The sequence below is a fragment of the Domibacillus indicus genome (assembly GCF_000970685.1).
Classification (GTDB): domain Bacteria; phylum Bacillota; class Bacilli; order Bacillales; family Domibacillaceae; genus Domibacillus; species Domibacillus indicus.
Genome location: NZ_LAJB01000007.1, coordinates 617388 through 639675 on the forward strand (window position 1 = coordinate 617388; position 22288 = coordinate 639675).

Below are 22288 nucleotides of genomic sequence, written 5' to 3' on the forward strand. Positions count from 1 at the left end.
CTTTCTAAGACGCTGGTTTTTCTTTATCTTCCCAACGCTTATCAAGTTGTAAACATAGGCCCGTATTTTCTTTTTAATCCGTCCGCATTCTGTGTAAATACAGTCGTCCGGCCATCGATAACAGTTGTTAAATGAACAGGTTTTCCCCATAGTGTGTAAATATGAGGGATGGTTTGCTCTAAATAGCTGATATCGAGTTCTTTTTCTTCATACGTATGCAAAATGTGCAGCTCTTCCTTCCCGTCTGTTACGTAAAGTGACGGAAAGCCGCCATTTACTTTTGAAGAAACAAGCTGATCCCGCACTCCTTCCCATTCTTTTTCAGTAATAGTCCAGTGATTTCCTTTTTTCTCAAATAAATAAAGGTCTTCCTGTTCCACAAATTCTTTTGTCATGTAGTTGCGCAAAAATGAAATGTCCGATTCTGTTGAACGAACATCAAAAAGAATATCCTGGCTGCCATATTGCTCTTCAATGTATTCATATAGCTTTACACCAAGATAGTATGGGTTTATCCCCATTTTGGACGGCTGAACCACGTCAGCATTCAAGCGGGCATAATCAATTGCTTCAGATTCTGTTAGTTCCAGCTCCCTCATAATTCGCATATGCCAGTAAGATGCCCAGCCTTCGTTCATAATTTTTGTTTCGATCTGCGGCCAAAAATAAAGCATTTCCTGCCGGACAATCATAACAATCTCACGCTGCCAGTCATTTAAAGCTGTACTATTTTTGGCGATAAAGGCCAAAAGATCTTTTTCAAAGCACTTCTCTTCTTTTTTCTCTAATGGTTTTTCCTTTTCCCAGAGATCATCGTATTCATAATGCTGCAGCGGGGCACTGTCTGTTATGCCCAATCCAATATGGCTATGCGGATCTATATGCTCTTCAATTGTTAAAACGGCGTCTAGAAATGTCTCAACCTTTTCAATTCCATGCTCCTCTGTGAGCCGGGCAATCCGTTCTGCTGCAGATGCCATTGATTTTTCCATCTGGTTATTGGTTTTCTGAAAGTGGGCATTGTTTTTAAAAAAGTCCGAATGAGCTAAAACATGTGCGACAATCAGCTTGTTTTGGACGAGCGAATTGGTATTTAACAAAAAAGCCTGGCATGGATCTGTATTCATGACCAGCTCATATATCTTGCTGAGCCCCATCTCATAATGAAGCTTCATTTTATAAAATCGTTTTCCGAACCGCCAGTGAGAAAAACGGGCAGGCATTCCGTAAGCGCCAAATGTATAAATAATATCCGCCGGGCAAATTTCATAGCGCATTGAGTAAAAATCAAGTCCAAACCCGGCTGCAATTTCTGTGATCTCATCAATTGCATATTGCAGGCTATCATGGTTCATCCGAATCCCCCCTGCCTCATTGTATGCAGAAAAAAAGCAAACATGAAAAAGAGAGGGAATATGAAGAGATGCTGTTTTCCAACCGAAAATGGCTTCTTGTCGCCAGCCAGAAATGAACTGTTTTTTAAAAGCAGTTTCAGGGGATGCGGTCTGCCGGCTGCGCTAACAGCCGGGCGAACACTGAACCAGCCCGTCCGCTCGTCCTGCCGGAGTCTTCGCCGGCAGCCCTCCGCCCCGTTGTTTTTCTAAAAAAGCGGCACCAAAAAGCCTATTTGTTCTTTTCTTTCTCATTCGAAAAAGAACATGAACCGGGCGTTGCCGGCTCAATTTCCCTCCTCACCAGGGCGGCAGGTGCGGGGCGCAGACTTCTGCGGGACTGGCAGGCAGGTGAGAGATCCGTCTTTGCCGCCGTGCTGCGAAGACGAGCTCACCGCCTGCCCCGCGAAAGCGGAGCCCCGCACCTGCCGCCACTTCTATGTCCGGGCTAAGCGCGGTGGTTCATCTATCGTGCTGGAGACCCAAACGTTCATAAATGCGTTGGATTTAACCTGGAGAAGGTGTGGACAGTCGCTTATTTCAACAGCATAAAGAGAGACAGAACCATGTTCTGTCTCTCCCAAATAGTGTATTGAAAATCACGTTAAAGCCTGCATACAAACAGCAAAGACGGTACCGCTGTAATCAGTCTTTGGCGGTTTTATCCAAGCATACTCTCTACCATGCTCATAAAGTCTTCCTGAACATAAGCAAGCTTTTCTGTTGCTTCTTTAAGCGAATCGGCTTTAACCCCGAAATAAAACTTTACTTTCGGCTCTGTGCCTGATGGACGGGCGCATACCCATGTGCCGTCTTCAAGGAAATATTTCAGCACATTGGAGGAAGGAAGCTCAATCACTTCTTTTGCATTTGTGGCCAGCACTGTCCGCTCTCCTGTTTGATAATCCTCTACTGCCGCTACAGGGATGCCGGCAATTGCTTCAGGCGCTTTTGTCCGGAAAGAAGAAAGCAGTCCTGCAATTTGCTCCGCCCCATCTTTTCCTTTTAATGTGAGTGATTGAAGCCCCTCTTTGTAATAACCGACCCGCTCATATAAGTCGATCAGTGCATCGTATAATGTTTTTCCTTGCTGTTTGTAATACGCACACGCTTCAACAGCCATCAGTGCTGCCTGAACCGCATCTTTATCACGGGCAAAATCACCGATTAAGTAACCGTAGCTTTCCTCATAGCCGAATAAGAATGTATGCGCTCCTGATTGATTATACTGCTCAATTTTTTCCCCAATAAATTTAAAGCCTGTCAGCACATCCTCACAGGAAACCCCATACTGCTCTGCAGCAGCACGGCCGAGTTCGGATGTAACAATGGTCTTAAAGATCCGTCCATTTTCAGGAAGCGTGTTCTTTTCTTTTTTGCGGGACAAAATATAATCAACCAGCACAGCGCCTGTTTCATTGCCCGTTAACAGTACATAACCGCCATTTCCGTCCTTCACGGCTACACCAAGACGGTCCGCATCTGGATCTGTCGCAATCAAAATATCAGCGTCTGTTTCCTGTCCATCACGGATGGCAAGCTCAAACGCAGCTTTTTCTTCGGGATTTGGTGATTTTACCGTTGAGAAATTGGCATCCGGCTGCTCCTGTTCTGCAACAACTGTGACCTGCTTATAGCCAAGAGCCTCCAGCGCCTGCCGAACCGGCTTATTGCCTGTTCCATGCAACGGCGTATAAACAATTTCTACGTTCGATTCTTTGGAAGCTTCAGGCCATTCAGAAATCGTGACCAGCTTTTTCACATACGCTTCATCCATTTCCTGCCCAATTATCTGGATTAGCCCTCTATCTTTTAAAACTGCTTCATCTTCAACGTTAATTTGGAGTTCATCGCCTGCTGCATTAACATAATCAATTACGCGGTCTGCCGCTTCAGGCGCAAGCTGAGCGCCGTCAGGGCCATACACTTTATAGCCGTTATATTCAGGCGGATTATGGCTCGCCGTAATGACAATTCCGGCGAAAGCGTTTAGCTCACGGACAGCAAATGAAAGCTCTGGAGTCGGACGAAGCTCATCAAATAGATAGGTCTGGATCCCAGCAGATGCAAGTGTTTTAGCACTTTCAAGCGCAAATTCAGGTGACTTGTGACGAGAATCATAGGCAATTGCCACACCGCGTCTTTTAGCTTCTTCACCCTGTTCTGTTATGTAGGCGGCAAGACCTGCAGATGCTTTGCGAATTGTGTACACGTTCATCCGGTTTGTGCCGGCGCCGATTTCCCCGCGCATTCCGCCCGTACCGAACTCGAGATTTTTGTAAAAAGCATCTTCCAAACTCTTTTCATCTTCCTCAATAGAAACAAGCAGCTCACTCATTTCTCTGTCAAGTTCAGTGTAATTTTTCCATCTCACGTATTCATTTTTCCAGGCCACAGACAATCCCTCCAAACTTTAATTTCCTATATCATACCATCTGTCCTGCTTATTTTACAGTGTAATGGTGGCACGGAATGATTTACTTTTCCCCTTTATTCAGACTATAATGCTAGTGTTCAGAAATTATTTTGTATATAGGCGGGATTCAACGTGCTAAAAAAAGAAAACTTGCTTTTCACCGCTTGGGCTGCCTCCTTAACGGCCATGCTCGGAAGCCTTTATTTTTCTGAGATTGCCGGGTATGAACCGTGCGAACTCTGCTGGTATCAGCGCATTCTTATGTACCCTCTCGTGCTGATCCTTGGCATTGCGGTTGTCAAAAAAGATTTAAAAGCAGCTCTTTATTCGCTAGTAATGTCTGGAATAGGCGGCCTTATATCGCTTTACCATTACGGCATTCAAAAAATGGACTTTTTAACAAATGCTGCTCCGGCTTGCGGCAGAGTACCATGTACCGGGATGTATATTAACTGGTTCGGATTTATTACAATTCCATTTTTGGCCTTGACTGCTTTTATGATTATTTTTATAGCAAGCCTGCTGATTTTAAAAAGAAAAGGAGAATAATTGAATTGAAAAAAGTCATTATTTTTGCGGTTGTGCTTATCGCCATCTTCGGCGCTATTGCATTTATTACACAATATCAGAAAGAGCAGGCCTCTGAAGGAAACCCTTATGGCAAGGAGGATCTAGAAACTGAAACAGTAAAGCAGCTTGATGATCCAAACTACCAGAATATTATTCTTCCCGATGATCTGCAAAAAAAATTGGAAAATGGGGAAGATGCTGTTGTGTATTTTTACAGTCCAACCTGCCCACACTGTCAGGAAACCACCCCTGTTTTAATGCCGATTGCCGATGACGAGAATGTTGAGGTCCTTCAGTATAACCTGCTTGAGTTTGAACAGGGCTGGAATGACTATGGAATTGAATATACGCCAACCCTTGTTTATTTTGAAAACGGCACTGAAAAAGACCGTCTTGTCGGCAGCCAGGAAGAAGCAGTGTGGAAAACCTTTCTTGGCCAAACAAAAAAAGAACAGAAATAAAAAAATGGCCTTCCGCTTAAATAGGGGGGCCATTTTATTTAGGGAAGCCTGCCTGCTTGCCGTTCAATAAAGAAAGATAACGGAAATGGAAAAGCAATCTGATAATTTTGCAGTGTATAAACGCTTTCAGTAAACAATGCTTCATAATGAGAGGAGATAGTTGATGATTCTAAGATGGAAATAATGGTATTGAGTGCTGTGATAACACAAGAAGCGTCATGAAGAGACTCTACATATTCAAGTGTTTTGTTATCGATTGAAAAAAGCTTCTCTGCTTCAAACATCCCAATAAGTTCGGGCTCGATATAACGTGGAAATACATGTTTCGACAAATATGCGCACAGGCTTTTTATTTTTTCTTCCTGCTCAATTGTTGAAGACATAAGTATGGACATAATTTACAGCCACCTTTATTTGCAGTCTCTCTTAAGAATACCATACCATTCTTGCAGAGAGAACAATTATTTGTCAGAAAAGGATGAAAATGATGAATGGAATACGAAAAGGAACTCTGTATACAATTCAGATAAGCGAGGAGTGGACCGGCCTGACTGTTGAAAATATTTTATCAGCTAAATGGAGGCTCCCCAAAAAAATGATTCATGCCTGGCGCATGGAAAAAGCGGTTCTCCAGGATGGGAAAGCTGCTGACTGGCGGCGCCCTATGAAGAAAAACGAACGCCTGTCTTTTCCTTTTTTTCAGCCTGGCCCATTTGGTGCAGAGCCTGTTTATCCCGCTCCGGCTATTTTATATGAGGATGATCATATGCTGGTAGCGGATAAGCCGCCGGGCATGAAAACTCATCCGAACAGCCCAGATGAAAAGGATACGCTTTTAAACGGCGTCTGCTATCATGTGTCACTCGCTGGAGAAACGCTGCCGGTGCGCCATGTTCACCGCCTTGATGAAGGAACAAGCGGCGCTGTCTTGTTTGCAAAGCATGAAGCAGCTTACGCTGTGCTGTCGCGCCTTCTTGAGCAAAAAGAAATTTTCCGGACCTATTACGCGCTGGCAGATGGGAAAGTTGCAAAAAAAAGCGGAACCATTACAAAACCAATCGGAAAAGACCGTTATCATTCATCGAGACGGCGAATATCATCAAATGGACAAACCGCCGTTACTCACTTTAAGCGAATCGCTGTACAAAATGGGAAGTCCCTGCTCGAATGCCGGCTCGAAACAGGACGCACCCACCAAATCCGGGTTCATCTGTCTTCAATTGGACACCCGATTGCCGGTGATACTTTGTATGGAGGCAGCCGGGCTTTTAAGCGCCCAATGCTTCATGCGGCTAAGCTGACCATTCCCCATCCTTTTGTCAATGATTGCGTAACCATCTCTGCGCCTGCTCCTGCCGAAATAAAAATGCTTTTGCATTCGACATTTTTCGAGTAAAATGGGAAAGTTAGTGTTATATCTAAATTCTTTAGGGGGCTTTTAAGTTGTTCAAACAGAAAAAAGATAAATTTTCAATACTGCTGGAATCAATCGCTTTGAATTTAAAAGAAGGAGCCGACTATTTCGCTGAGTATAAACTGAAAAATGCAGGTGATTTGAAAATTTTTTCTGATGAAATGAAAAAATTTGAAACAAAAGGCGACGAATTTATTCATGAGATTATCAAGGAGTTGAACCATACATTTATTACACCGATTGAGCGGGAAGATATTCTGACGCTTGCGATGAGCATGGATGATGTATTGGACGGCCTTGAATCAACCGCAGCAATGTTTGAAATGTATTCAATTATTGAAGCGGATGAATACATGCTGAAATTTGTTGAAGCTATTCGTGCCTGCACAAATGAAATTGTCTCTGCTGTTGACTTGCTTTCCTTTAAGAAACTGCCGGCAATCCGGACACATGCGATTAAAATCAAAGAGCTTGAAACAGTCTGCGATGGAGTGCTGCGCCAATCGATTAAACATATTTTCACAATAGAAAAAGATCCGATCCGTCTTATTAAAATAAAAGAAATTTATGAAAACCTTGAAGATATTGCTGATTTCTGCCAGGACGTTGCGAACACTCTTGAAACCATTATTATGAAAAACGCATAAGGGGTCTTTTCCGTTGGATACATTATTTCTTATTACCATTTTGATTATTATTTTTGCGCTTGCATTTGATTTTATCAACGGGTTTCATGACACAGCCAATGCAATTGCAACTGCAGTGTCAACAAAAGCCCTTACTCCGCGCCGTGCGATTATTCTCGCTGCTTTTATGAATTTCCTTGGCGCCATGACTTTTACAGGCGTTGCCAAAACAATTACAAAGGACATTGTTGATCCGTTTATGCTTGATAATGGACTAACTGTTATTTTAGCGGCACTGATTGCTGCGATTTTCTGGAATCTGCTCACCTGGTATTACGGCATTCCAAGCAGTTCATCCCATGCCATTATCGGCTCTATTGCGGGAGCAGCCATCGCGTCAGCCGGATTCCAGTCATTAAACTATCAGGGCTTTTTCAAAATTCTACAGGCCCTTATTCTGTCGCCGCTCTTAGCCTTTGCCATTGGTTTTATTGTCTACAGCATTTTCAAAGTGATTTTCAAAAACAATAATTTAGCGAAAACAAACCGGAATTTTCGCACATTTCAAATTTTCACTGCTGCTTTGCAGTCTTATACACATGGAACAAACGACGCACAAAAAGCGATGGGGATTATTACAATGGCGCTTATTGCCGGCAATCACCAGCAGTCAACAGAAATCCAGACATGGGTACAGGTTTCTTGTGCACTTGCCATGGGGCTTGGCACTTCGATTGGCGGCTGGAAAATCATTAAAACCGTCGGTGGAAAAATCATGAAAATACGTCCTGTAAACGGTGTGGCAGCGGATCTGTCTTCAGCTATGATCATTTTTGGAGCAACGATGATTCACCTGCCTGTCAGCACAACCCATGTTATTTCCTCGTCTATTCTAGGAGTCGGCACAGCTTACCGCGTCAAAGGCGTAAAATGGGATACTGCCCAGCGGATGATCATTACATGGATAATCACCCTGCCGGTTTCGGCTACCATTGCGGCGATCTGTTACTACGTCCTAAATATCTTTTTTTAAGCTGAATTTTCTAAATTCAGCTTTTTTTATCGAAAAGCCGGATTTCTTGACGAACAAATAGATATTGACTAAAGTGAAAAGCAGATATTGCTTACGAAAAGTGATTAAGGAACGATTTCTCTTATCAAAGGGAAATGAAAATTTAGGAGGATTTATTTTTATGTCTGATTTTTTTAATACAGTATCAAGCCGCCGTTCCGTCAAAGTATACGATCCGGAGGCCCATATCTCGAAGGAAGAATTGACAGAATTGCTTCAAATCGCCGGCCGGGCACCCTCAGCATGGAATCTGCAGCAATGGCACTTCCTTGTTTTTCATGGAAAAGACGTCCAGGAAAAACTGCTTCCCATTGCTTATAACCAGCAGCAAATTGTAGATGCCTCAGCTGTTATTTGTGTATTGGGAGATTTAGAAGCAAATTTAAACATCGACCCTGTATTTGGCCCGCAGGTAGAAGAGGGTGAAATTACACCGGAATTAAAAGAGATTTTAGCCGGACAAATAAATGGCGCCTACAAGCGCCCCGAGTACCCGCGTGATGGTGCTATTTTAAACTCGTCGCTCGCTGCTATGCAGTTTATGCTGGCTGCACGCGCAAAGGGCTATGACACATGCCCAATCGGCGGCTTCAATGCATCTGGATTAATCGATGAATTTAATGTTTCCGGCCGCTATTTGCCGACAATGCTTATTACGATTGGCAAAAAACGGCAGGAAGGCCGGCCAACAGACCGTCTCCCAATTGAAAGCTTGATTACGTACGCAGAATAAGAACAAAAAGCCGCCTTTAAATAAGAGCGGCTTTTTGAATTGCCTCTTGCATCACCCGTCGAAAACGTCTAGTATTAATTTTGGTTTTTAATGCTTGTTTCTGGAGGAAAGAAAATGTTTAAACTAAATGAAAACGGAACGACCGTTAAAACGGAACTGCTTGCCGGCTTAACAACCTTCCTGACAATGGTTTATATCGTTGTTGTTAATCCCGTTATTTTGTCAGACGCCGGTGTTCCGTTTGAACAGGTGTTTACCGCCACTATAATCGCAGCCGTGGCTGGAACTCTCTGGATGGGCTTGTTTGCCAATTATCCCATTGCGATTGCACCTGGTATGGGAATGAATGCTTATTTTGCTTATTCCGTGGTTGGTTCCCATGGCGGCATATCGTACGAAACCGCATTCGCAGCTGTTTTTATTTCAGGCCTTCTTTTTTTGATTTTATCAATGACCCCGCTTCGTGAGAAATTAATTGAAGCCATCCCTGAAAATTTAAAGCATGGCATTTCTGCGGGTATTGGTTTGTTTATTGCCTTTATCGGGCTTCGCCTGACCGGTATTATTACCGCTGACCCAAGCAACCTTGTAAAGCTGGGTGATTTAAAAAGCCCGTCTGCCATCCTGACGCTGTTGGGTCTTGCTGTTACAATCATTTTATTGGTACGCGGTATAAACGGCGCATTATTTATTGGAATGGCCATCACCGGCCTGGCTGCATTTTTTACCGGCCAGCTTTCTTTTAAAAAAGGGTTTGTCGGCATTCCCTCTATGCCGGACGGCCTTATGGCGCTAAATCCCATTACTGCTCTTGGCGATGTAGTCAGCCACAGCTTATATGCGGTTGTTTTTTCATTTTTACTTGTTACGATTTTTGATACGACAGGCACTATGGTCGGCGTAGCCCAGCAGGCCGGTTTAATGAAAGGAAACAAGATGCCCCGGGCCCGGCAGGCCCTTTTAGCTGATTCTGTTGCCACTTCAATCGGTGCTATGGCCGGCACAAGCCCGACAAGCGCCTATATTGAGTCATCAACCGGTGTAGCAGCAGGCGGACGAACAGGATTGACATCTGTTACTGTAGCCGCATTGTTTATCCTGGCCGCTTTCTTTGGTCCGCTTGTTTCGGCGGTATCCGGCATTTCTGCCATTACGGCTCCCTCACTTATCATTGTCGGCTGCCTGATGATGCAAAACGCGGCGAAAGTTAATTGGATGGAACTTGACGAAGCATTTCCTGCGTTCCTGATTATTTTAACAATGCCGCTTACCTCGAGCATTGCGACCGGCATTGCCCTCGGCTTTATTTCATATCCACTCGTAAAAATTGCGCGGGGCCGGTACAAAGAAGTACACCCGCTTATATATGTATTTGCCGTGTTATTTTTCTACCAGCTTTTATTTTTACCTCATTAAAAAAATCCGCCCGGATAAGGGCGGATTTTTTATAAGGAAGACAAAGCGCTTGCGATTGTTACTGTACGCTTCGCCTGGTGTTTTACAGCTGCTTCTGCATTTTCTTTTATGCCGTCCCTTCCTGCCGTTACACTCGTACCGTATGGATTTCCTCCGGCTTCGAATAAAACCGGGTCGGTGTAGCCAGGTGCGGCAATAATGGCACCCCAGTGGTACATCGTTGTGTAGAGCTGCAAAATTGTCTGCTCCTGGCCGCCATGCGGATTCTGGGCGGAAGTCATTGCACTGACTACTTTGTTGGCCAGCCTGCCCTTTGCCCACAAGCCTCCTGTTGTATCAATAAACTGCTTAAACTGGCCGGGCACATTTCCGTATCTTGTCGGAACACTGAATACAATTGCATCTGCCCACTCTAAATCATCAAGAGTAACCTCCGGAATGCTTTTTGCTTCTTCAACATGCGCTTTCCAGGCAGGGTTTTCTTCAATCGCTGACGATGGGGCTGTCTCGGGCACTTTCAAAATTTTCACGTCTGCTCCCGCTTCCTCCCCGGCTTCTTTTGCCCAGTTCGCAAGCTTAAAATTAGTCCCTGTCATGCTGTAATAAATCACGGCCAGGTTCGTCATATTCTGCTCCCCTTTCAAGCTTTATCCTTTTTTCTTTGCCCGTTGAGGAACAGAATAAAACATTTTACTCAGTCGTCATCACGTTGAAAAAAATAAGACAATGCCGGGTAAACATCTTCCCTTTTGCGAATAACGTACGATTTAAATAATGGATTTTGAACTTTCTTAAAAGCGGACATAAGCGGTGTTGTTCGATTGTATTGATTCACTTCGCCATAGCCGAACATACGGCAGTGCGGCAGTATTTTCTCAAGAAGCGCCACACACTGCGGGTTGTCCGATGCAAGATTATCCCCGTCAGAAAAGTGAAACGGATAAATATTATAACGGTCCGGTGAATACTTTTTCTCCATTAAGCTCAGCACAAGCTTATAAGCGGAAGAGCAAATGGTACCGCCGCTTTCACCTTTTGTAAAAAAATCATTTTCTTCCATTAATAAAGCTTCCGTATGGTGTGCAATAAAGACAATTTCAACTGTTGCGTACTTTTTTCTTAAAAACCGCGTCATCCAGAAAAAAAAGCTTCGGGCAATGTACTTTTCAAAAGGTCCCATACTGCCGCTCGTATCCATCATGGCAAAAATAACCGCTTTAGACTGCGGGGTTTTCTCTTCAGTAAATGAACGAAAACGGCGGTCCTCAGGGCGCACGGGAAAAAAAGATGTGTCTCCTGCAAGAGAATTACGTTTAAAAGCGGCCAGTAACGTTTTCTTTTTATCAATACGGGCAGTGACTCCCGTTTTGCGGATATCGTTCACCGTCCAATCAGTCGTAACGGATTCGGATTTTTCTTTTTCCGCTAAATTCGGAAGTGCCAGATCAGCAAAAAGTGCTTCTTCAATTTCCGCCATGCTTACTTCGGCTTCATAAAAATCTTCGCCCCGCTGATTACCGGCTTTTTTCCCCTGCCCTGCCGCGCTTTTTTCGTCTCCGGCACGGGCAATGGCATCACCGACTTCCCCCTTTCCCTGGCCGCCATGCCGGGACTTTTCATCTGAATAGCGAATTTTATACTCCTGCAGAGAGCGGATCGGCAGCTTTACGGTACGCTTTCCATCTGACATAATAATTTGTTCCTCGGTTACCATGTCCGCCAAATTCTTTTTAATGGCTTCTTTCACCTTTTGACGGTGCCGCTCCTGATCATCAAATCCTTTTCGATGCAGAGACCAGTCTTCTTCTGATAAATGATAAAACGGCTCCATTCCTTTTCCTCCCCCAGTTTGATTTTGCCAAGACAGGGTATACTTTAAGAAATGAATAAGAGGTGACTAATTATGAATTCCAAAGAGCGCGAGTCAGAGCCTGTCAATTCTATGGTCACAAGTTTCGAAGATATGGAAATTCTCGGACGCCAAATGGAACGCCAGCGGACAAATGAAGAATTAAAACAGCACGAACGTGAGCCTGACCCTATACAATATGATCCGTCCATGGATGGAAAACAATAACCCGGCTGCCTGCAACCGGGTTTTTTTATCTTATCGATTCAAAAGTCCTCCGACATAGCGGAGCAGTTCGTTGGCGGAAACAGAATTATAGCCGCATTCATCGATAAGCCGGGCTGTTACTTCATTCATTTTCTTTAGCTGCTGTTCATCCGGCGTTACAGAAGAGGTTGTAATTTTTACAACGTCTTTTAAATCGGAAAACAGCTTTTTCTGAATGGCCTCACGAAGCCGGTCATGTTCCCGATAATCAAATTTTTTCCCTTTCCTTGCATAAGCAGAAATCCGAATAAGCATTTCTTCTCGGAATGCTTTTTTCGCATTTTCCGAAACGCCTATCTGCTCTTCAATCGAGCGCATAAGACGCTCATCTGGATTGATTTCTTCACCCGTCAGCGGATCAAGCAATTTTGTTTTATTGCAGTATGCTTCTACATTGTCTAAATAATTATCCATTAACGAGCGGGCTGATTCCTCATAGGAATAAACAAAGGCTTTTTGCACTTCTTTTTTGGCTGTTTCATCATATTGTTTGCGCGCTTCTGAAATAAATTGTAAATATTTCGCGCGCATTTCTTTTGTAATGGATGGATGAGAATCAAGCCCGTCTTTCAGCGAACGCAGAACATCAAGAGCATTAATCGAGTTTGTCCCTTTTTTAATGATTGCTGCCGAAATCCGGTTCATCACATAACGCGGGTCAATGCCATCCATTCCTTCATCTGGATATTCTTTTCTTAACTCCATTGCGTCAAGTCCCGTTAATCCTTCCACCGTCACTCCGTCATACAGCTTCATCTTCATCACGAGATCAATATTTGCCCGGCTTGATTCTTTCAGCCTTGTTAAAATGGTAAACATCGCAGCTGTCCGGAACGTGTGCGGAGCAAAATGAACGTCGGCCGCTTCACTTTCATGGATCATTTTTTCATAAATCTTTTCTTCTTCGGTTACTTTTAAATTATATGGCACCGGCATAACGATCATCCGGGAATGAAGCGCTTCGTTTTTCTTGTCGGCAATAAACGAACGATATTCCGTTTCATTTGTATGGGCAATAATCATTTCATCCGCTGAAATAAGAGCAAACCGTCCCGCTTTGAAATTTCCTTCCTGGGTAAGCGATAAAAGATGCCATAAAAACTTTTCATCACACTTGAGCATCTCTTGAAATTCCATTAATCCCCGGTTGGCAATATTCAGTTCACCATCAAACCGATAAGCGCGCGGATCAGACTCTGAACCGAATTCAGCAATAGTCGAAAAATCAATGCTGCCGGTCAAATCAGCAATGTCCTGTGATTTTGGGTCTGACGGGCTGAACGTTCCAATTCCCCGCCGCCGGTCTTCTGAGAAGAAAATACGCTCAACCGGCACTTCTTCAATCCGGCCGCTAAATTCGTGCTCAAGCCGGTATGCGTTTAACGGCGAAAGAGATCCTTCGATCCGAATACCGTATTCCTCAAAAAAGTCATCTCGCAGCTCGCGTGGAATTAGGTGAAGCGGGTCTTCTGCCATCTGGCAGTTTTTAATCGCATAAACGGCACCGGCATCTGTACGTGTGTACTGCTCAAGGCCACGCTTCAACATTGATACAATCGTTGATTTACCACCGCCAACAGGTCCCATTAACAACAAAATCCGCTTTCGTACATCCAGCTTTTTCGCAGCCGGATGAAAATACTCTTCCACAAGTCGTTTAATTGGTTCTTCAAGGCCGAATAGCTCGCGGCTGAAAAAGTCATAATGCCCATCTGTCACGCCAAATGAACGGATCATATCGTATATACGCGCATGTGCAGGCATGGCAATGTGGGGCTTTTCCTTCAAAAGCTCTAAATACTCCCGGAACGTTCCTTCCCAGCGCAGCTTTTCTTCTTCAGCACGGCATGTTTGAATTTTATCGAGTATCGTCATAAATGGCTCCCTCCGCTCCGCACTCTAATGGGCGTATTTATCGGATTTTATGCGCGGACAAACACATTTATGAGAAAAAGAAGCGTTCACATTCAATGTAGTTTCCGTTATAATGAATGAAGATTAAAACGTTTACGTTAAAGGAAGGGGCTTATTTTCATGAGATTATTAGGCGTTCTTGCTGTGGTTGTTGCGTTTTTAACAGCGATTTTTACAGCGGGCTATGATGACAAACCAGGCACAAAATAAGCAAAAATAAAAGACTGTACCGAAAATTCGGTGCAGTCTTTTTTAATGAAGTTCCGGAAACCCTTGCTGGCGGAGAGCTTCGTATATAAGAATTGCTGCTGTATTTGATAAATTCAGCGAACGGACATGATCATTCATTGGAATGCGCAGGCAGCGGTCCATGTTTGCTTGAATCAATTCTTTTGGCAGCCCTGTTGTTTCCTTTCCAAACAGAAAATAGTGATCCTGCTCGGTGTCACTATAATCAAATTTTGCATGATGCTGTTTGCCGAACTTCGTTAAATAGTACATGCTGCCGCCCTTATTTTTTTCAAAAAACTCTTCTAATGAGTCATAGTAAATAATGTTGACGAACTCCCAGTAATCCAATCCTGCCCGCTTCAGCATCTTATCATCAGTTGAAAAACCAAGCGGACGGATTAAATGCAGGGGAACACCCGTCGCTGCGCACGTACGCGCGATGTTTCCTGTATTGGCCGGAATTTCCGGCTGATATAACACTACATGAACAGCCACAAACTTTCATCTCCTTTTCAAATCATCATTATAGCACGAATTAAAGAAGCTGAAGAGCTTTTTCTATCTCCTCAATTACTGCTTCTTCTTTTTCCTGCAGCATTGCTTTCGTTAATTGGAGTTCCGCCTCTTCCCCTCCGATCTGGCCGATTGCATAGGCAGCAGTGCCCCGGAGAACCGGGCGCGGGTCTTTATGCAAAACGGCTGTGAGAGCTGGCAGAGAAGATGTCTCTTTAAAATGTGCAAGTGCAATAACAGCATTCCGCTGAATCGGCTTTTTGCCGCGCCAGGAGCCGGACATTCGGCCAAACCGCTCTTTAAATTCCTTGTTGCTCATGGATAAAAGCGGCTCAAGAAGCGGCTTTACCTGCTCCGGCTCGGGAGTCATTTCTTCATGAAGCAGCACATGTTTCTTTTTATTCTCAGGACAAACAGTCTGGCACGTGTCACATCCATACAGCCGGTTGCCAAGATGCTTGCGGAATTCCTTCGGTAAAAAATCCTTTGTCTGGGTTAAGTAGGCAATGCAGCGCTGTGAATTAAGCTGCCCCCCTTGAACGAGCGCACCGGTCGGACAGGCATCAATGCATTTTGTACACGTGCCGCACTGGCTCTCTATAGGCGTATCCGGCTCAAAAGGAATGCTGGTCAGCATTTCTCCCAGATAAACGTAAGAGCCGAACTCCGGCGTGATAATCGCACAGTTTTTAGCGCTCCAGCCAATGCCGGCTCGTTCCGCCACAGCGCGGTCGGAGAGCTCACCTGTATCCACCATCGATTTAAATTGAGCATCGGGCAGCTTTTCCTGCAAAAACTTCTCGAGAAGCTCAAGCTTTTTTCGTAAAATGATATGATAATCTTCTCCCCAGGAAGCACGGCAGAATAAGCCCCGCCGCTCGCCTTTTTTCCCTTTTGGCCCTTCCTCCAGCTTTGATGGATAAGCAAGCGCAATCGCAATAATTGAACGGGGCTGATCAAGCAACAGTGAGGGACTTGTGCGTTTTTCAATGTCTTTTTCTTCAAAACCGGATGCATAGCCAAGCTCCTGCTGCCGGATTAATTTTTCTTTCAGCTCAAGAAACGGATCGGCCGCAGCGAATCCGATTTTATCAATGCCAATGTTTTTACTGTAATCAATCAGTTCCTGCTTTAACTGCCGGTACATTTTTTTTCCTCCGTTCCATAGAAAAGAGGCAAACGGGGGAAACTCCCGTCTGCCTGTGTATTTTTATTATTTCATATTATATGCATAAAGTCGAGCCGGTCAGCTGTATATTTTGCTTCCGGATTTTACAAATTCTTGTGATTTCCCCTTCATTCCTTCTTCTGCTGCCTGTCTGCGCAAATCGTGAGAAATACGCATTGAACAAAACTTTGGTCCGCACATAGAGCAAAAGTGAGCTGTCTTTGCTCCTTCTGCCGGCAGGGTTTTATCATGATATTCACGCGCCCGTTCCGGATCAAGCGATAAATTAAACTGATCATGCCATCTGAATTCAAACCGTGCTTTCGACAAAGCATCATCCCGCTTTTGCGCTCCGGGATGCCCTTTTGCCAGATCAGCTGCATGCGCAGCAATTTTGTAGGCAATGACTCCTTCCCGTACATCATTTTTATCCGGAAGCCCGAGATGCTCTTTTGGCGTCACATAACAAAGCATAGCTGTTCCGTGCATGGCAATCATGGCCGCTCCGATCGCAGAAGTAATATGATCATAGCCCGGTGCAATATCTGTTGTCAGCGGTCCCAGCGTATAAAACGGCGCACCCTTGCAAATATCGATTTCTTTATCAATATTTTCTTTAATTTTATGAAGCGGCACATGACCCGGTCCTTCAATCATCACCTGTACATCATGCTTCCAGGCAATTTGTGTCAGCTCACCGAGTGCTGCAAGCTCTGCAAACTGCGCTTCATCATTGGCATCAGCAATCGAACCCGGACGGAGCCCGTCTCCCAGCGATATCGAAATATCATACGCTTTTAAGATTTTGCAAATGTCTTCAAAGTGTGTATAAAGAAAGTTTTCCTTGTGGTGGGCAAGGCACCATTGCGCCAGAATCGAGCCGCCGCGCGAAACAATACCTGTCATCCGATTAATGGTCATCGGAATATAGCGAAGGAGCACTCCGGCATGAATGGTAAAATAATCAACGCCCTGCTCCGCCTGTTCAATGAGTGTGTCCCGGTATACCTCCCAGGTGAGATCTTCTGCAATCCCTTTTACTTTTTCAAGCGCCTGGTAAATCGGGACTGTTCCGACCGGTACTGGAGAGTTGCGGATAATAAACTCACGTGTTGCATGTATGTTTTTTCCGGTTGATAAATCCATGATTGTATCGGCTCCCCAGTGGGTCGCCCATGTCATTTTTTCCACTTCTTCTTCGATTGATGAGCTAACAGCCGAATTCCCAATATTGGCATTTACTTTCACATGAAAACGGCTGCCAATGATCATAGGCTCGCTTTCAGGGTGATTTATGTTAGCCGGTATAATCGCCCGTCCTGAGGCAACTTCTTCACGGACAATTTCCACCCCTATGTTTTCTCGAATAGCGACATATTCCATTTCAGGTGTGATTATTCCTTTTTTTGCATAATGCATTTGTGTGACATTTTTGCCCGTTCTTGCCCGTCTTGGTTTATAACCGAAGTCCGGCTTAAACATGGCCGCTTCTTCTTTTACACCGTTGTCTTCCGGCTTGACTGTCCGGCCAGTGTACAATTCTGTATCATTACGCCCTGCAACCCATTGTTCTCTTATCCGAGGAAGTCCCTTATGTACATCTGCTGTAAAGTCCTGCTCTGAATAGGGGCCGCTCGTGTCATAAACAGCAACCGGTTCATTTTGAAGCGTTTCTGCCTCTGTTACCGTATCACTTAGCGCAATTTTTCGAAATGGTACCCGGACACCTGGATGATTTCCTTTTACATAAACTTTCTCACTTGCCGGGAATTGTTCCTGCAGCTCAATTTTTTCACTTTCCAGTCGATTCATTTTTTTCCTCCTTATATCTGCTGAACCGATCTGGAGACCATATCCGGAAAAATAAAACAGGTTCTTTTAATAAATTAAAAGAACCCGTGAAATAGTGTACTGAAAACGGCTTTAATCGCCGTGTTCCCTACTTCCCTACGCTGGTACTGGCCAGATCAGGTTCAAAGGGTTAAAGAGCTTTTCACGCGCTCTTCTCTCAGTCCGGCTAACGGACACCCCTAGCAGAATTAATGTATGAAACTGTGTAACAACCTTACCATAAACAGAATATTACGTAAAGTAATTTTTTTCTTTATTTTCTATTTATTTGATAACATTCCCTTTCGATGCTAATATAGCAGCTAGTTTACCCTTATTTGAACGGAGGCTTTGTTTGTGCAAACCACCACTTTAGCAGAAGCAGTAAAATTAAAAAGCATTTTGTCAAAGAAAGTGCATGAGTTAGAAGAGGAACTGCGCCGCGTTGCTTATACAACTGTTGAGAAAGGAGCTCCCGTACAGGGGCCTGTCCGTTCTGTGATAGTCGTAGAAGCGGAACTTCAAGATGTGCGCCGGGATGCACGGAAGCTCGATAAGCTGATGTATAAAGCAAACATTGAAAATACCGTTTTCTTTCAAAAGGAAGAAATTCCGCTTGTTGAAGCAATTGAATGGGCAACACAGCTTCGCGCCCAGGCACGGCTTGCAAAAGAATTGGGAGCCTCTCTTAAAGAAAAATTCAGTATAGCTATGCTGAGCATACCACTGTTTATAAAGTAGCTCTTTTCGATCCCGAAGAATACCGGCAAAAGGCCATTCAGCTTGAAAAAGAAGCACATAAGCTTTCCAACTTAATTAATGCAAAGAATTACACAGTTGAGCTCGAATTTAACAACGAAAAATATTTTTAACCCTTGAAAAATTGAGACTCTTTTTCAAGGCTCAGAGCTGGAATCTTCTTTTAGAATAGAAAAGCAAACCAATCACCCTTTTCCATTCACCTTGTGACCAATGACTGATCACCATCTTAAGCAATGGCAATGAATCCCTTTAGATGACTATCGAAGATTTCTCTCTGTGAAAACAGCCTCTTTCTTTCGGAAAGAGGCTGTTTGCTTTAAAGAGAAGCTTTTTCAATAACTCTTATCATATTTTGATTTGGATAATTTACATTTTTGAACTGCGCTACTACTTTTTCAGTGTCGAACGCCACTCGTTCAATGCTTGTACTGAAACGCGTTCCATCCGTGTCTAAAAGGCCATAAGAAGCTTTTTTCACCCCGTCAAACGGCAGGCCCACACTGCCAATATTCATGATGACTTTTCCATTTATATAACGAATGAAGGGCTTATGAATATGAGCATAAATGTAAAGATCAGCCTGGGTGGAGAACATTAGTTTTTCCTGCAGCACCTCATCGGGCTCTGATCCTGCTATTACAGTAAACAAATTATCTGGTGCAGCATGAAACGCATGAACGTTTAAATCGTCTAAACGGAGGTGGAGCTCTTTAGGAAGTGTACGCAAATAGTTAATGTCTTCCTGGTCCAGTTTTGATAACGTCCACTCACGTTCTTTGTTCATCAGCTCAAGTGCCTGATCCGCTACTTCCCCACGCTCTACTCCCCTTACTACCCATTCATCCGCGTTCCCTTTTATAACCTCGGTATGCAATGCCTGTATAAGCTCCAGTGACCGTTTTGGTTCCGGACCCCGGTAGCACAGGTCTCCGAGCACATAAATTTTGTCTGCCTGCTTTTCTTTAATATCCTCCAGTACCGCTTCAAGAGCAGCCGAATTGCCATGAATATCTGAAATGAAAGCCGCTTTCATCACATAAACCCCTTTCCAATCATAGTTTATCTTAAGAGAAACAACATTTCGAAAAAAATCCGCCCCTCTACAAAGCCTTATTATAACAAAAAGCCCACATTAGCAAGTGGGCTTTTAAACGGTCGTCTATTTATAAAGCAACAAGACTTTTATGATTATTTTTCTTTCTCAAGCTTTTCCATTTCCGCATGTGTCTGTGGAAAGCCATTGGCCTGCCACTCATCTCTGTACTGTGCATCCAATTCCGTTAATCCTTTATATTCTTCTTCTTTCCTGGCATCAGGAGTTTCCACTTCATCTTTTTTTAGTTCTGTCGTTTTGTCAGCGATGAATTTTTCTTTTTCATTTGTTTCAATCACAGTTTTTTCAGAAACATCGTCTGCTTTTTGACCGCCTTTGAAGTTCATGCTGCTTTTTAAGGTTTCCGTCACTTTTTGCGTTCCGGCTTTAATACCCGTTTCGAGTTTCTTTAGCGTATCAGAGCCCGCCTGTCCGTTATCGCCTGCTTCTTGTTTTTGCTGATACGCATTTAGTGCCAGAACAATTCCAGTGGTAAGCAAGGCTGTTGAACCAACGACTACGCCCATCGTCATTTCTTTTTTCTGAATTGATGAATTCACTTTATCTAAAACCTCTTTTTCTTTTTCCATCATTTTTTGCTGCGCTTCAATACCGGTTTTTACACCTTCAATTGTTTTGTTAATGCCGCCCTTGAGCATTTCTTCTTCAGTTTCAATACCGCTTTTAATAAGGCTGGCTGTTTTCCCTGTTCCATTTTTCACTCCACTTTTAATTCCATTTTTCATTTCCTGCATGGCACTGAATTTTCGGTTTTGCTTTTCCATAAGCATTTTTTTGCGCTGATACCCTTTTGAGGCTTTTACAGCTCCGGCAGATACCAAAGCAGACGAACCAACGATCATTCCCATTGTGGATGTTTTCATATATATCCCCCTTAAAAAAATGTTAAGTTAATAACGATATTGCCCAAAACAAGAGATACTAAACAACATCTTTCACAGTCACTACTATTTATCTATTTTTCACTTCCTGATTAATACAAAAAGAAAAAACCCTTCAACATTTGTTAAAGGGTTTTTTAACGTTATACCGGCGGCCGGGGTCGAACCGGCACTCCCGTGAAGGAACTGGATTTTGAGTCCAGCGCGTCTGCCAATTCCGCCACGCCGGCAAAAAATAATGGAGGCGGCAACCGGACTCGAACCGGTGGTAAAGGTTTTGCAGACCTTGGCCTTACCGCTTGGCTATGCCGCCTCGATGAAATTATGGAGCGGAAGACGGGATTCGAACCCGCGACCCCCACCTTGGCAAGGTGATGTTCTACCACTGAACTACTTCCGCAAAATGGCTGGGCTAGAAGGATTCGAACCTTCGCGTGACGGAGTCAAAGTCCGTTGCCTTACCGCTTGGCTATAGCCCATTGATATGGGGCGATCGATGGGAATCGAACCCACGAGTGTCGGAGCCACAATCCGATGCGTTAACCACTTCGCCACGACCGCCATATTATAAATTTATTTGGCAGGGGCAGTAGGAATCGAACCCACACTGGAGGTTTTGGAGACCTCTGTTCTACCGTTAAACTATGCCCCTATAGATGGTGGAGGGGGGCAGATTCGAACTGCCGAACCCGAAGGAGCGGATTTACAGTCCGCCGCGTTTAGCCACTTCGCTACCCCTCCACGGCTTTTAATTTACTTTATAAGTGGTGCCGGCAAGAGGACTTGAACCCCCAACCTACTGATTACAAGTCAGTTGCTCTACCAGTTGAGCTACACCGGCAACATAATGGCTCAGGACGGAATCGAACCGCCGACACAAGGATTTTCAGTCCTTTGCTCTACCAACTGAGCTACTGAGCCGATTAACGCATTATGTATGAAAATGGCGGTCCGGACGGGACTCGAACCCGCGACCTCCTGCGTGACAGGCAGGCATTCTAACCAACTGAACTACCGGACCAGCGATTGCGGGGGCAGGATTTGAACCTGCGACCTTCGGGTTATGAGCCCGACGAGCTACCGAGCTGCTCCACCCCGCGATAATAATAATGGTGGAGGATGACGGGATCGAACCGCCGACCCTCTGCTTGTAAGGCAGATGCTCTCCCAGCTGAGCTAATCCTCCGAAATGGTGACCCCTACGGGATTCGAACCCGTGTTACCGCCGTGAAAGGGCGGTGTCTTAACCGCTTGACCAAGGGGCCATACAATAATTTATTTTACGAGAGTATAATGGCGGAGAGCAAGGGATTCGAACCCTTGAGACAGCGGTAACCGTCTACACGATTTCCAATCGTGCTCCTTCGACCTCTCGGACAGCTCTCCAAAATGGCTCCGCAGGCAAGACTCGAACTTGCGACCGATCGGTTAACAGCCGATTGCTCTACCACTGAGCTACTGCGGAATAACTAAGATGTTTTAATCTTTTGCGACATTCATTATTATAGCATAATAAATTATTTTCGCAAGAACTTTTTTGTTCTTTCAAAACTGGATAGAAGTGTTATTGTATGGGCATAAAGCCTTTTCGATATAGCCATGTGTTGTCCAGCTCCAGTCGGCCTGAACGGCCGACTTGCGCATTTCAGTTGATTAAGTC

19 protein-coding genes, 15 tRNA genes, 1 pseudogene and 1 riboswitch are annotated in these 22288 nt (G+C 44.3%); of the genes and pseudogenes, 9 read left to right on the forward strand and 26 right to left on the reverse strand.

From position 1 onward, the window contains the following. Positions 1–41: 41 nt before the first annotated feature. Positions 42–1355, reverse strand: a complete 1314-nt coding sequence (locus VP98_RS11215) for a SpoVR family protein (RefSeq protein WP_046175436.1) — start codon at positions 1353–1355, stop codon at positions 42–44. Between the two features lie 697 nt (positions 1356–2052). Beyond that, positions 2053–3786 (reverse strand): phospho-sugar mutase, encoded by a 1734-nt coding sequence (locus VP98_RS11225; protein WP_046175438.1) that lies wholly within the window; start codon positions 3784–3786, stop codon positions 2053–2055. A 153-nt stretch (positions 3787–3939) separates the two neighbouring features. On the opposite strand from VP98_RS11225, the gene VP98_RS11230 reads away from it, so the two are divergent. Continuing rightward, on the forward strand, positions 3940–4356 hold the full coding sequence (locus VP98_RS11230) for a disulfide formation protein C (protein ID WP_046175439.1): 417 nt from the start codon (positions 3940–3942) through the stop codon (positions 4354–4356). A 5-nt stretch (positions 4357–4361) separates the two neighbouring features. Beyond that, complete coding sequence (locus tag VP98_RS11235; protein ID WP_046175440.1) at positions 4362–4838, forward strand: thioredoxin family protein; 477 nt, start codon at positions 4362–4364, stop codon at positions 4836–4838. Between the two features lie 38 nt (positions 4839–4876). On the opposite strand, the gene VP98_RS11240 is transcribed toward VP98_RS11235, so the two are convergent. After that, positions 4877–5233: a DUF5365 family protein gene (locus VP98_RS11240; RefSeq protein ID WP_046175441.1), complete on the reverse strand. Its 357-nt coding sequence runs from the start codon at positions 5231–5233 to the stop codon at positions 4877–4879. A 92-nt stretch (positions 5234–5325) separates the two neighbouring features. On the opposite strand from VP98_RS11240, the gene VP98_RS11245 reads away from it, so the two are divergent. From VP98_RS11245 to VP98_RS11265, 5 genes are all read left to right on the forward strand, one after another. Continuing rightward, on the forward strand, positions 5326–6234 hold the full coding sequence (locus VP98_RS11245; protein WP_046175442.1) for an RluA family pseudouridine synthase: 909 nt from the start codon (positions 5326–5328) through the stop codon (positions 6232–6234). Between the two features lie 47 nt (positions 6235–6281). Then, positions 6282–6899 carry a DUF47 domain-containing protein gene (locus VP98_RS11250; protein WP_046175443.1) on the forward strand — a complete coding sequence of 206 codons (618 nt, stop codon included), beginning with the start codon at positions 6282–6284 and terminating at the stop codon, positions 6897–6899. 13 nt (positions 6900–6912) lie between these two features. Next, on the forward strand, positions 6913–7911 hold the full coding sequence (locus tag VP98_RS11255; RefSeq protein ID WP_046175444.1) for an inorganic phosphate transporter: 999 nt from the start codon (positions 6913–6915) through the stop codon (positions 7909–7911). A gap of 160 nt (positions 7912–8071) precedes the next feature. Then, a complete protein-coding gene (locus VP98_RS11260; protein WP_046175445.1) occupies positions 8072–8683 on the forward strand; it encodes a nitroreductase family protein in 612 nt (203 codons plus the stop codon). A 114-nt stretch (positions 8684–8797) separates the two neighbouring features. Next, positions 8798–10099, forward strand: a complete 1302-nt coding sequence (locus VP98_RS11265; protein WP_046175446.1) for an NCS2 family permease — start codon at positions 8798–8800, stop codon at positions 10097–10099. 29 nt (positions 10100–10128) lie between these two features. Here the strand turns inward: VP98_RS11265 and wrbA are convergent, their stop codons facing one another. Together wrbA and yhbH are read right to left on the reverse strand one after the other, a co-directional pair. Continuing rightward, the gene (wrbA, locus tag VP98_RS11270) at positions 10129–10725 is read right to left on the reverse strand and encodes an NAD(P)H:quinone oxidoreductase (protein WP_046175447.1); all 597 of its coding nucleotides are present in this window, start codon (positions 10723–10725) and stop codon (positions 10129–10131) included. A 68-nt stretch (positions 10726–10793) separates the two neighbouring features. After that, positions 10794–11930, reverse strand: a complete 1137-nt coding sequence (gene yhbH / locus VP98_RS11275) for a sporulation protein YhbH (RefSeq protein ID WP_046175448.1) — start codon at positions 11928–11930, stop codon at positions 10794–10796. Positions 11931–12002: 72 nt separating this feature from the next. Here yhbH and VP98_RS19105 point away from each other — a divergent pair, with 72 nt between their 5' ends. Continuing rightward, positions 12003–12176, forward strand: coding sequence for a hypothetical protein (locus tag VP98_RS19105; RefSeq protein WP_197076583.1), 174 nt, complete (start codon positions 12003–12005; stop codon positions 12174–12176). Between the two features lie 30 nt (positions 12177–12206). Here VP98_RS19105 and VP98_RS11280 read toward each other — a convergent pair whose 3' ends face one another. The 4 genes from VP98_RS11280 to thiC all read right to left on the reverse strand — a co-directional run bounded on the left by VP98_RS11280 (position 12207) and on the right by thiC (position 17853). Continuing rightward, positions 12207–14090, reverse strand: a complete 1884-nt coding sequence (locus VP98_RS11280) for a PrkA family serine protein kinase (RefSeq protein WP_046175449.1) — start codon at positions 14088–14090, stop codon at positions 12207–12209. A gap of 291 nt (positions 14091–14381) precedes the next feature. After that, entirely contained in the window at positions 14382–14855 is a 474-nt protein-coding gene (gene trmL / locus VP98_RS11285; RefSeq protein WP_046175450.1) for a tRNA (uridine(34)/cytosine(34)/5-carboxymethylaminomethyluridine(34)-2'-O)-methyltransferase TrmL, read from the reverse strand. A gap of 40 nt (positions 14856–14895) precedes the next feature. Beyond that, positions 14896–16020, reverse strand: a complete 1125-nt coding sequence (gene queG, locus VP98_RS11290) for a tRNA epoxyqueuosine(34) reductase QueG (protein WP_046175451.1) — start codon at positions 16018–16020, stop codon at positions 14896–14898. 99 nt (positions 16021–16119) lie between these two features. Then, on the reverse strand, positions 16120–17853 hold the full coding sequence (gene thiC / locus VP98_RS11295) for a phosphomethylpyrimidine synthase ThiC (protein ID WP_046175452.1): 1734 nt from the start codon (positions 17851–17853) through the stop codon (positions 16120–16122). A 115-nt stretch (positions 17854–17968) separates the two neighbouring features. After that, positions 17969–18083, reverse strand: a riboswitch (TPP riboswitch). Between the two features lie 145 nt (positions 18084–18228). Between thiC and VP98_RS11300 the strand changes: the two are divergent. After that, positions 18229–18743 (forward strand): annotated as a pseudogene (locus VP98_RS11300) (hypothetical protein). Positions 18744–18949: 206 nt separating this feature from the next. On the opposite strand, the gene VP98_RS11305 reads toward VP98_RS11300, so the two are convergent. From VP98_RS11305 to VP98_RS11385, 17 genes are all read right to left on the reverse strand, one after another. Then, entirely contained in the window at positions 18950–19666 is a 717-nt protein-coding gene (locus VP98_RS11305) for a metallophosphoesterase family protein (RefSeq protein WP_046175453.1), read from the reverse strand. A 155-nt stretch (positions 19667–19821) separates the two neighbouring features. Then, complete coding sequence (locus VP98_RS18315; RefSeq protein ID WP_052712220.1) at positions 19822–20610, reverse strand: hypothetical protein; 789 nt, start codon at positions 20608–20610, stop codon at positions 19822–19824. Between the two features lie 164 nt (positions 20611–20774). Further along, positions 20775–20858, reverse strand: a tRNA-Leu gene (locus VP98_RS11315). A gap of 9 nt (positions 20859–20867) precedes the next feature. Beyond that, positions 20868–20941 (reverse strand) — tRNA-Cys (locus VP98_RS11320). A 12-nt stretch (positions 20942–20953) separates the two neighbouring features. Beyond that, positions 20954–21028 (reverse strand) — tRNA-Gly (locus VP98_RS11325). Between the two features lie 4 nt (positions 21029–21032). Then, positions 21033–21107: transfer RNA gene (locus tag VP98_RS11330), tRNA-Gln, on the reverse strand. Positions 21108–21113: 6 nt separating this feature from the next. After that, positions 21114–21189 (reverse strand) — tRNA-His (locus VP98_RS11335). Between the two features lie 17 nt (positions 21190–21206). After that, a tRNA-Trp gene (locus VP98_RS11340) sits at positions 21207–21280 on the reverse strand. Positions 21281–21285: 5 nt separating this feature from the next. Continuing rightward, positions 21286–21369, reverse strand: a tRNA-Tyr gene (locus VP98_RS11345). Positions 21370–21393: 24 nt separating this feature from the next. Next, positions 21394–21469: transfer RNA gene (locus VP98_RS11350), tRNA-Thr, on the reverse strand. Between the two features lie 7 nt (positions 21470–21476). Next, a tRNA-Phe gene (locus VP98_RS11355) sits at positions 21477–21549 on the reverse strand. Between the two features lie 23 nt (positions 21550–21572). Beyond that, positions 21573–21649: transfer RNA gene (locus tag VP98_RS11360), tRNA-Asp, on the reverse strand. 5 nt (positions 21650–21654) lie between these two features. Next, positions 21655–21728 (reverse strand) — tRNA-Met (locus VP98_RS11365). Positions 21729–21738: 10 nt separating this feature from the next. Then, a tRNA-Val gene (locus tag VP98_RS11370) sits at positions 21739–21814 on the reverse strand. Positions 21815–21818: 4 nt separating this feature from the next. Then, positions 21819–21893, reverse strand: a tRNA-Glu gene (locus tag VP98_RS11375). A 29-nt stretch (positions 21894–21922) separates the two neighbouring features. After that, positions 21923–22014 (reverse strand) — tRNA-Ser (locus tag VP98_RS11380). Positions 22015–22018: 4 nt separating this feature from the next. Beyond that, positions 22019–22093: transfer RNA gene (locus tag VP98_RS11385), tRNA-Asn, on the reverse strand. Positions 22094–22288: the final 195 nt, after the last annotated feature.

Bases quoted from the DNA above. Each gene is read 5' to 3' on its own strand.
- VP98_RS11215 (WP_046175436.1), bottom strand. From the start codon at position 1,355: ATGAACCATGATAGCCTGCAATATGCAATTGATGAGATCACAGAAATT.
- VP98_RS11240 (WP_046175441.1), bottom strand. From the start codon at position 5,233: ATGTCCATACTTATGTCTTCAACAATTGAGCAGGAAGAAAAAATAAAA.
- VP98_RS11245 (WP_046175442.1), top strand. From the start codon at position 5,326: ATGAATGGAATACGAAAAGGAACTCTGTATACAATTCAGATAAGCGAG.
- VP98_RS11260 (WP_046175445.1), top strand. From the start codon at position 8,072: ATGTCTGATTTTTTTAATACAGTATCAAGCCGCCGTTCCGTCAAAGTA.
- VP98_RS11265 (WP_046175446.1), top strand. From the start codon at position 8,798: ATGTTTAAACTAAATGAAAACGGAACGACCGTTAAAACGGAACTGCTT.
- wrbA (WP_046175447.1), bottom strand. From the start codon at position 10,725: ATGACGAACCTGGCCGTGATTTATTACAGCATGACAGGGACTAATTTT.
- yhbH (WP_046175448.1), bottom strand. From the start codon at position 11,930: ATGGAGCCGTTTTATCATTTATCAGAAGAAGACTGGTCTCTGCATCGA.
- VP98_RS19105 (WP_197076583.1), top strand. From the start codon at position 12,003: ATGAATTCCAAAGAGCGCGAGTCAGAGCCTGTCAATTCTATGGTCACA.
- VP98_RS11280 (WP_046175449.1), bottom strand. From the start codon at position 14,090: ATGACGATACTCGATAAAATTCAAACATGCCGTGCTGAAGAAGAAAAG.
- queG (WP_046175451.1), bottom strand. From the start codon at position 16,020: ATGTACCGGCAGTTAAAGCAGGAACTGATTGATTACAGTAAAAACATT.
- thiC (WP_046175452.1), bottom strand. From the start codon at position 17,853: ATGAATCGACTGGAAAGTGAAAAAATTGAGCTGCAGGAACAATTCCCG.
- VP98_RS11305 (WP_046175453.1), bottom strand. From the start codon at position 19,666: ATGAAAGCGGCTTTCATTTCAGATATTCATGGCAATTCGGCTGCTCTT.
- VP98_RS18315 (WP_052712220.1), bottom strand. From the start codon at position 20,610: ATGAAAACATCCACAATGGGAATGATCGTTGGTTCGTCTGCTTTGGTA.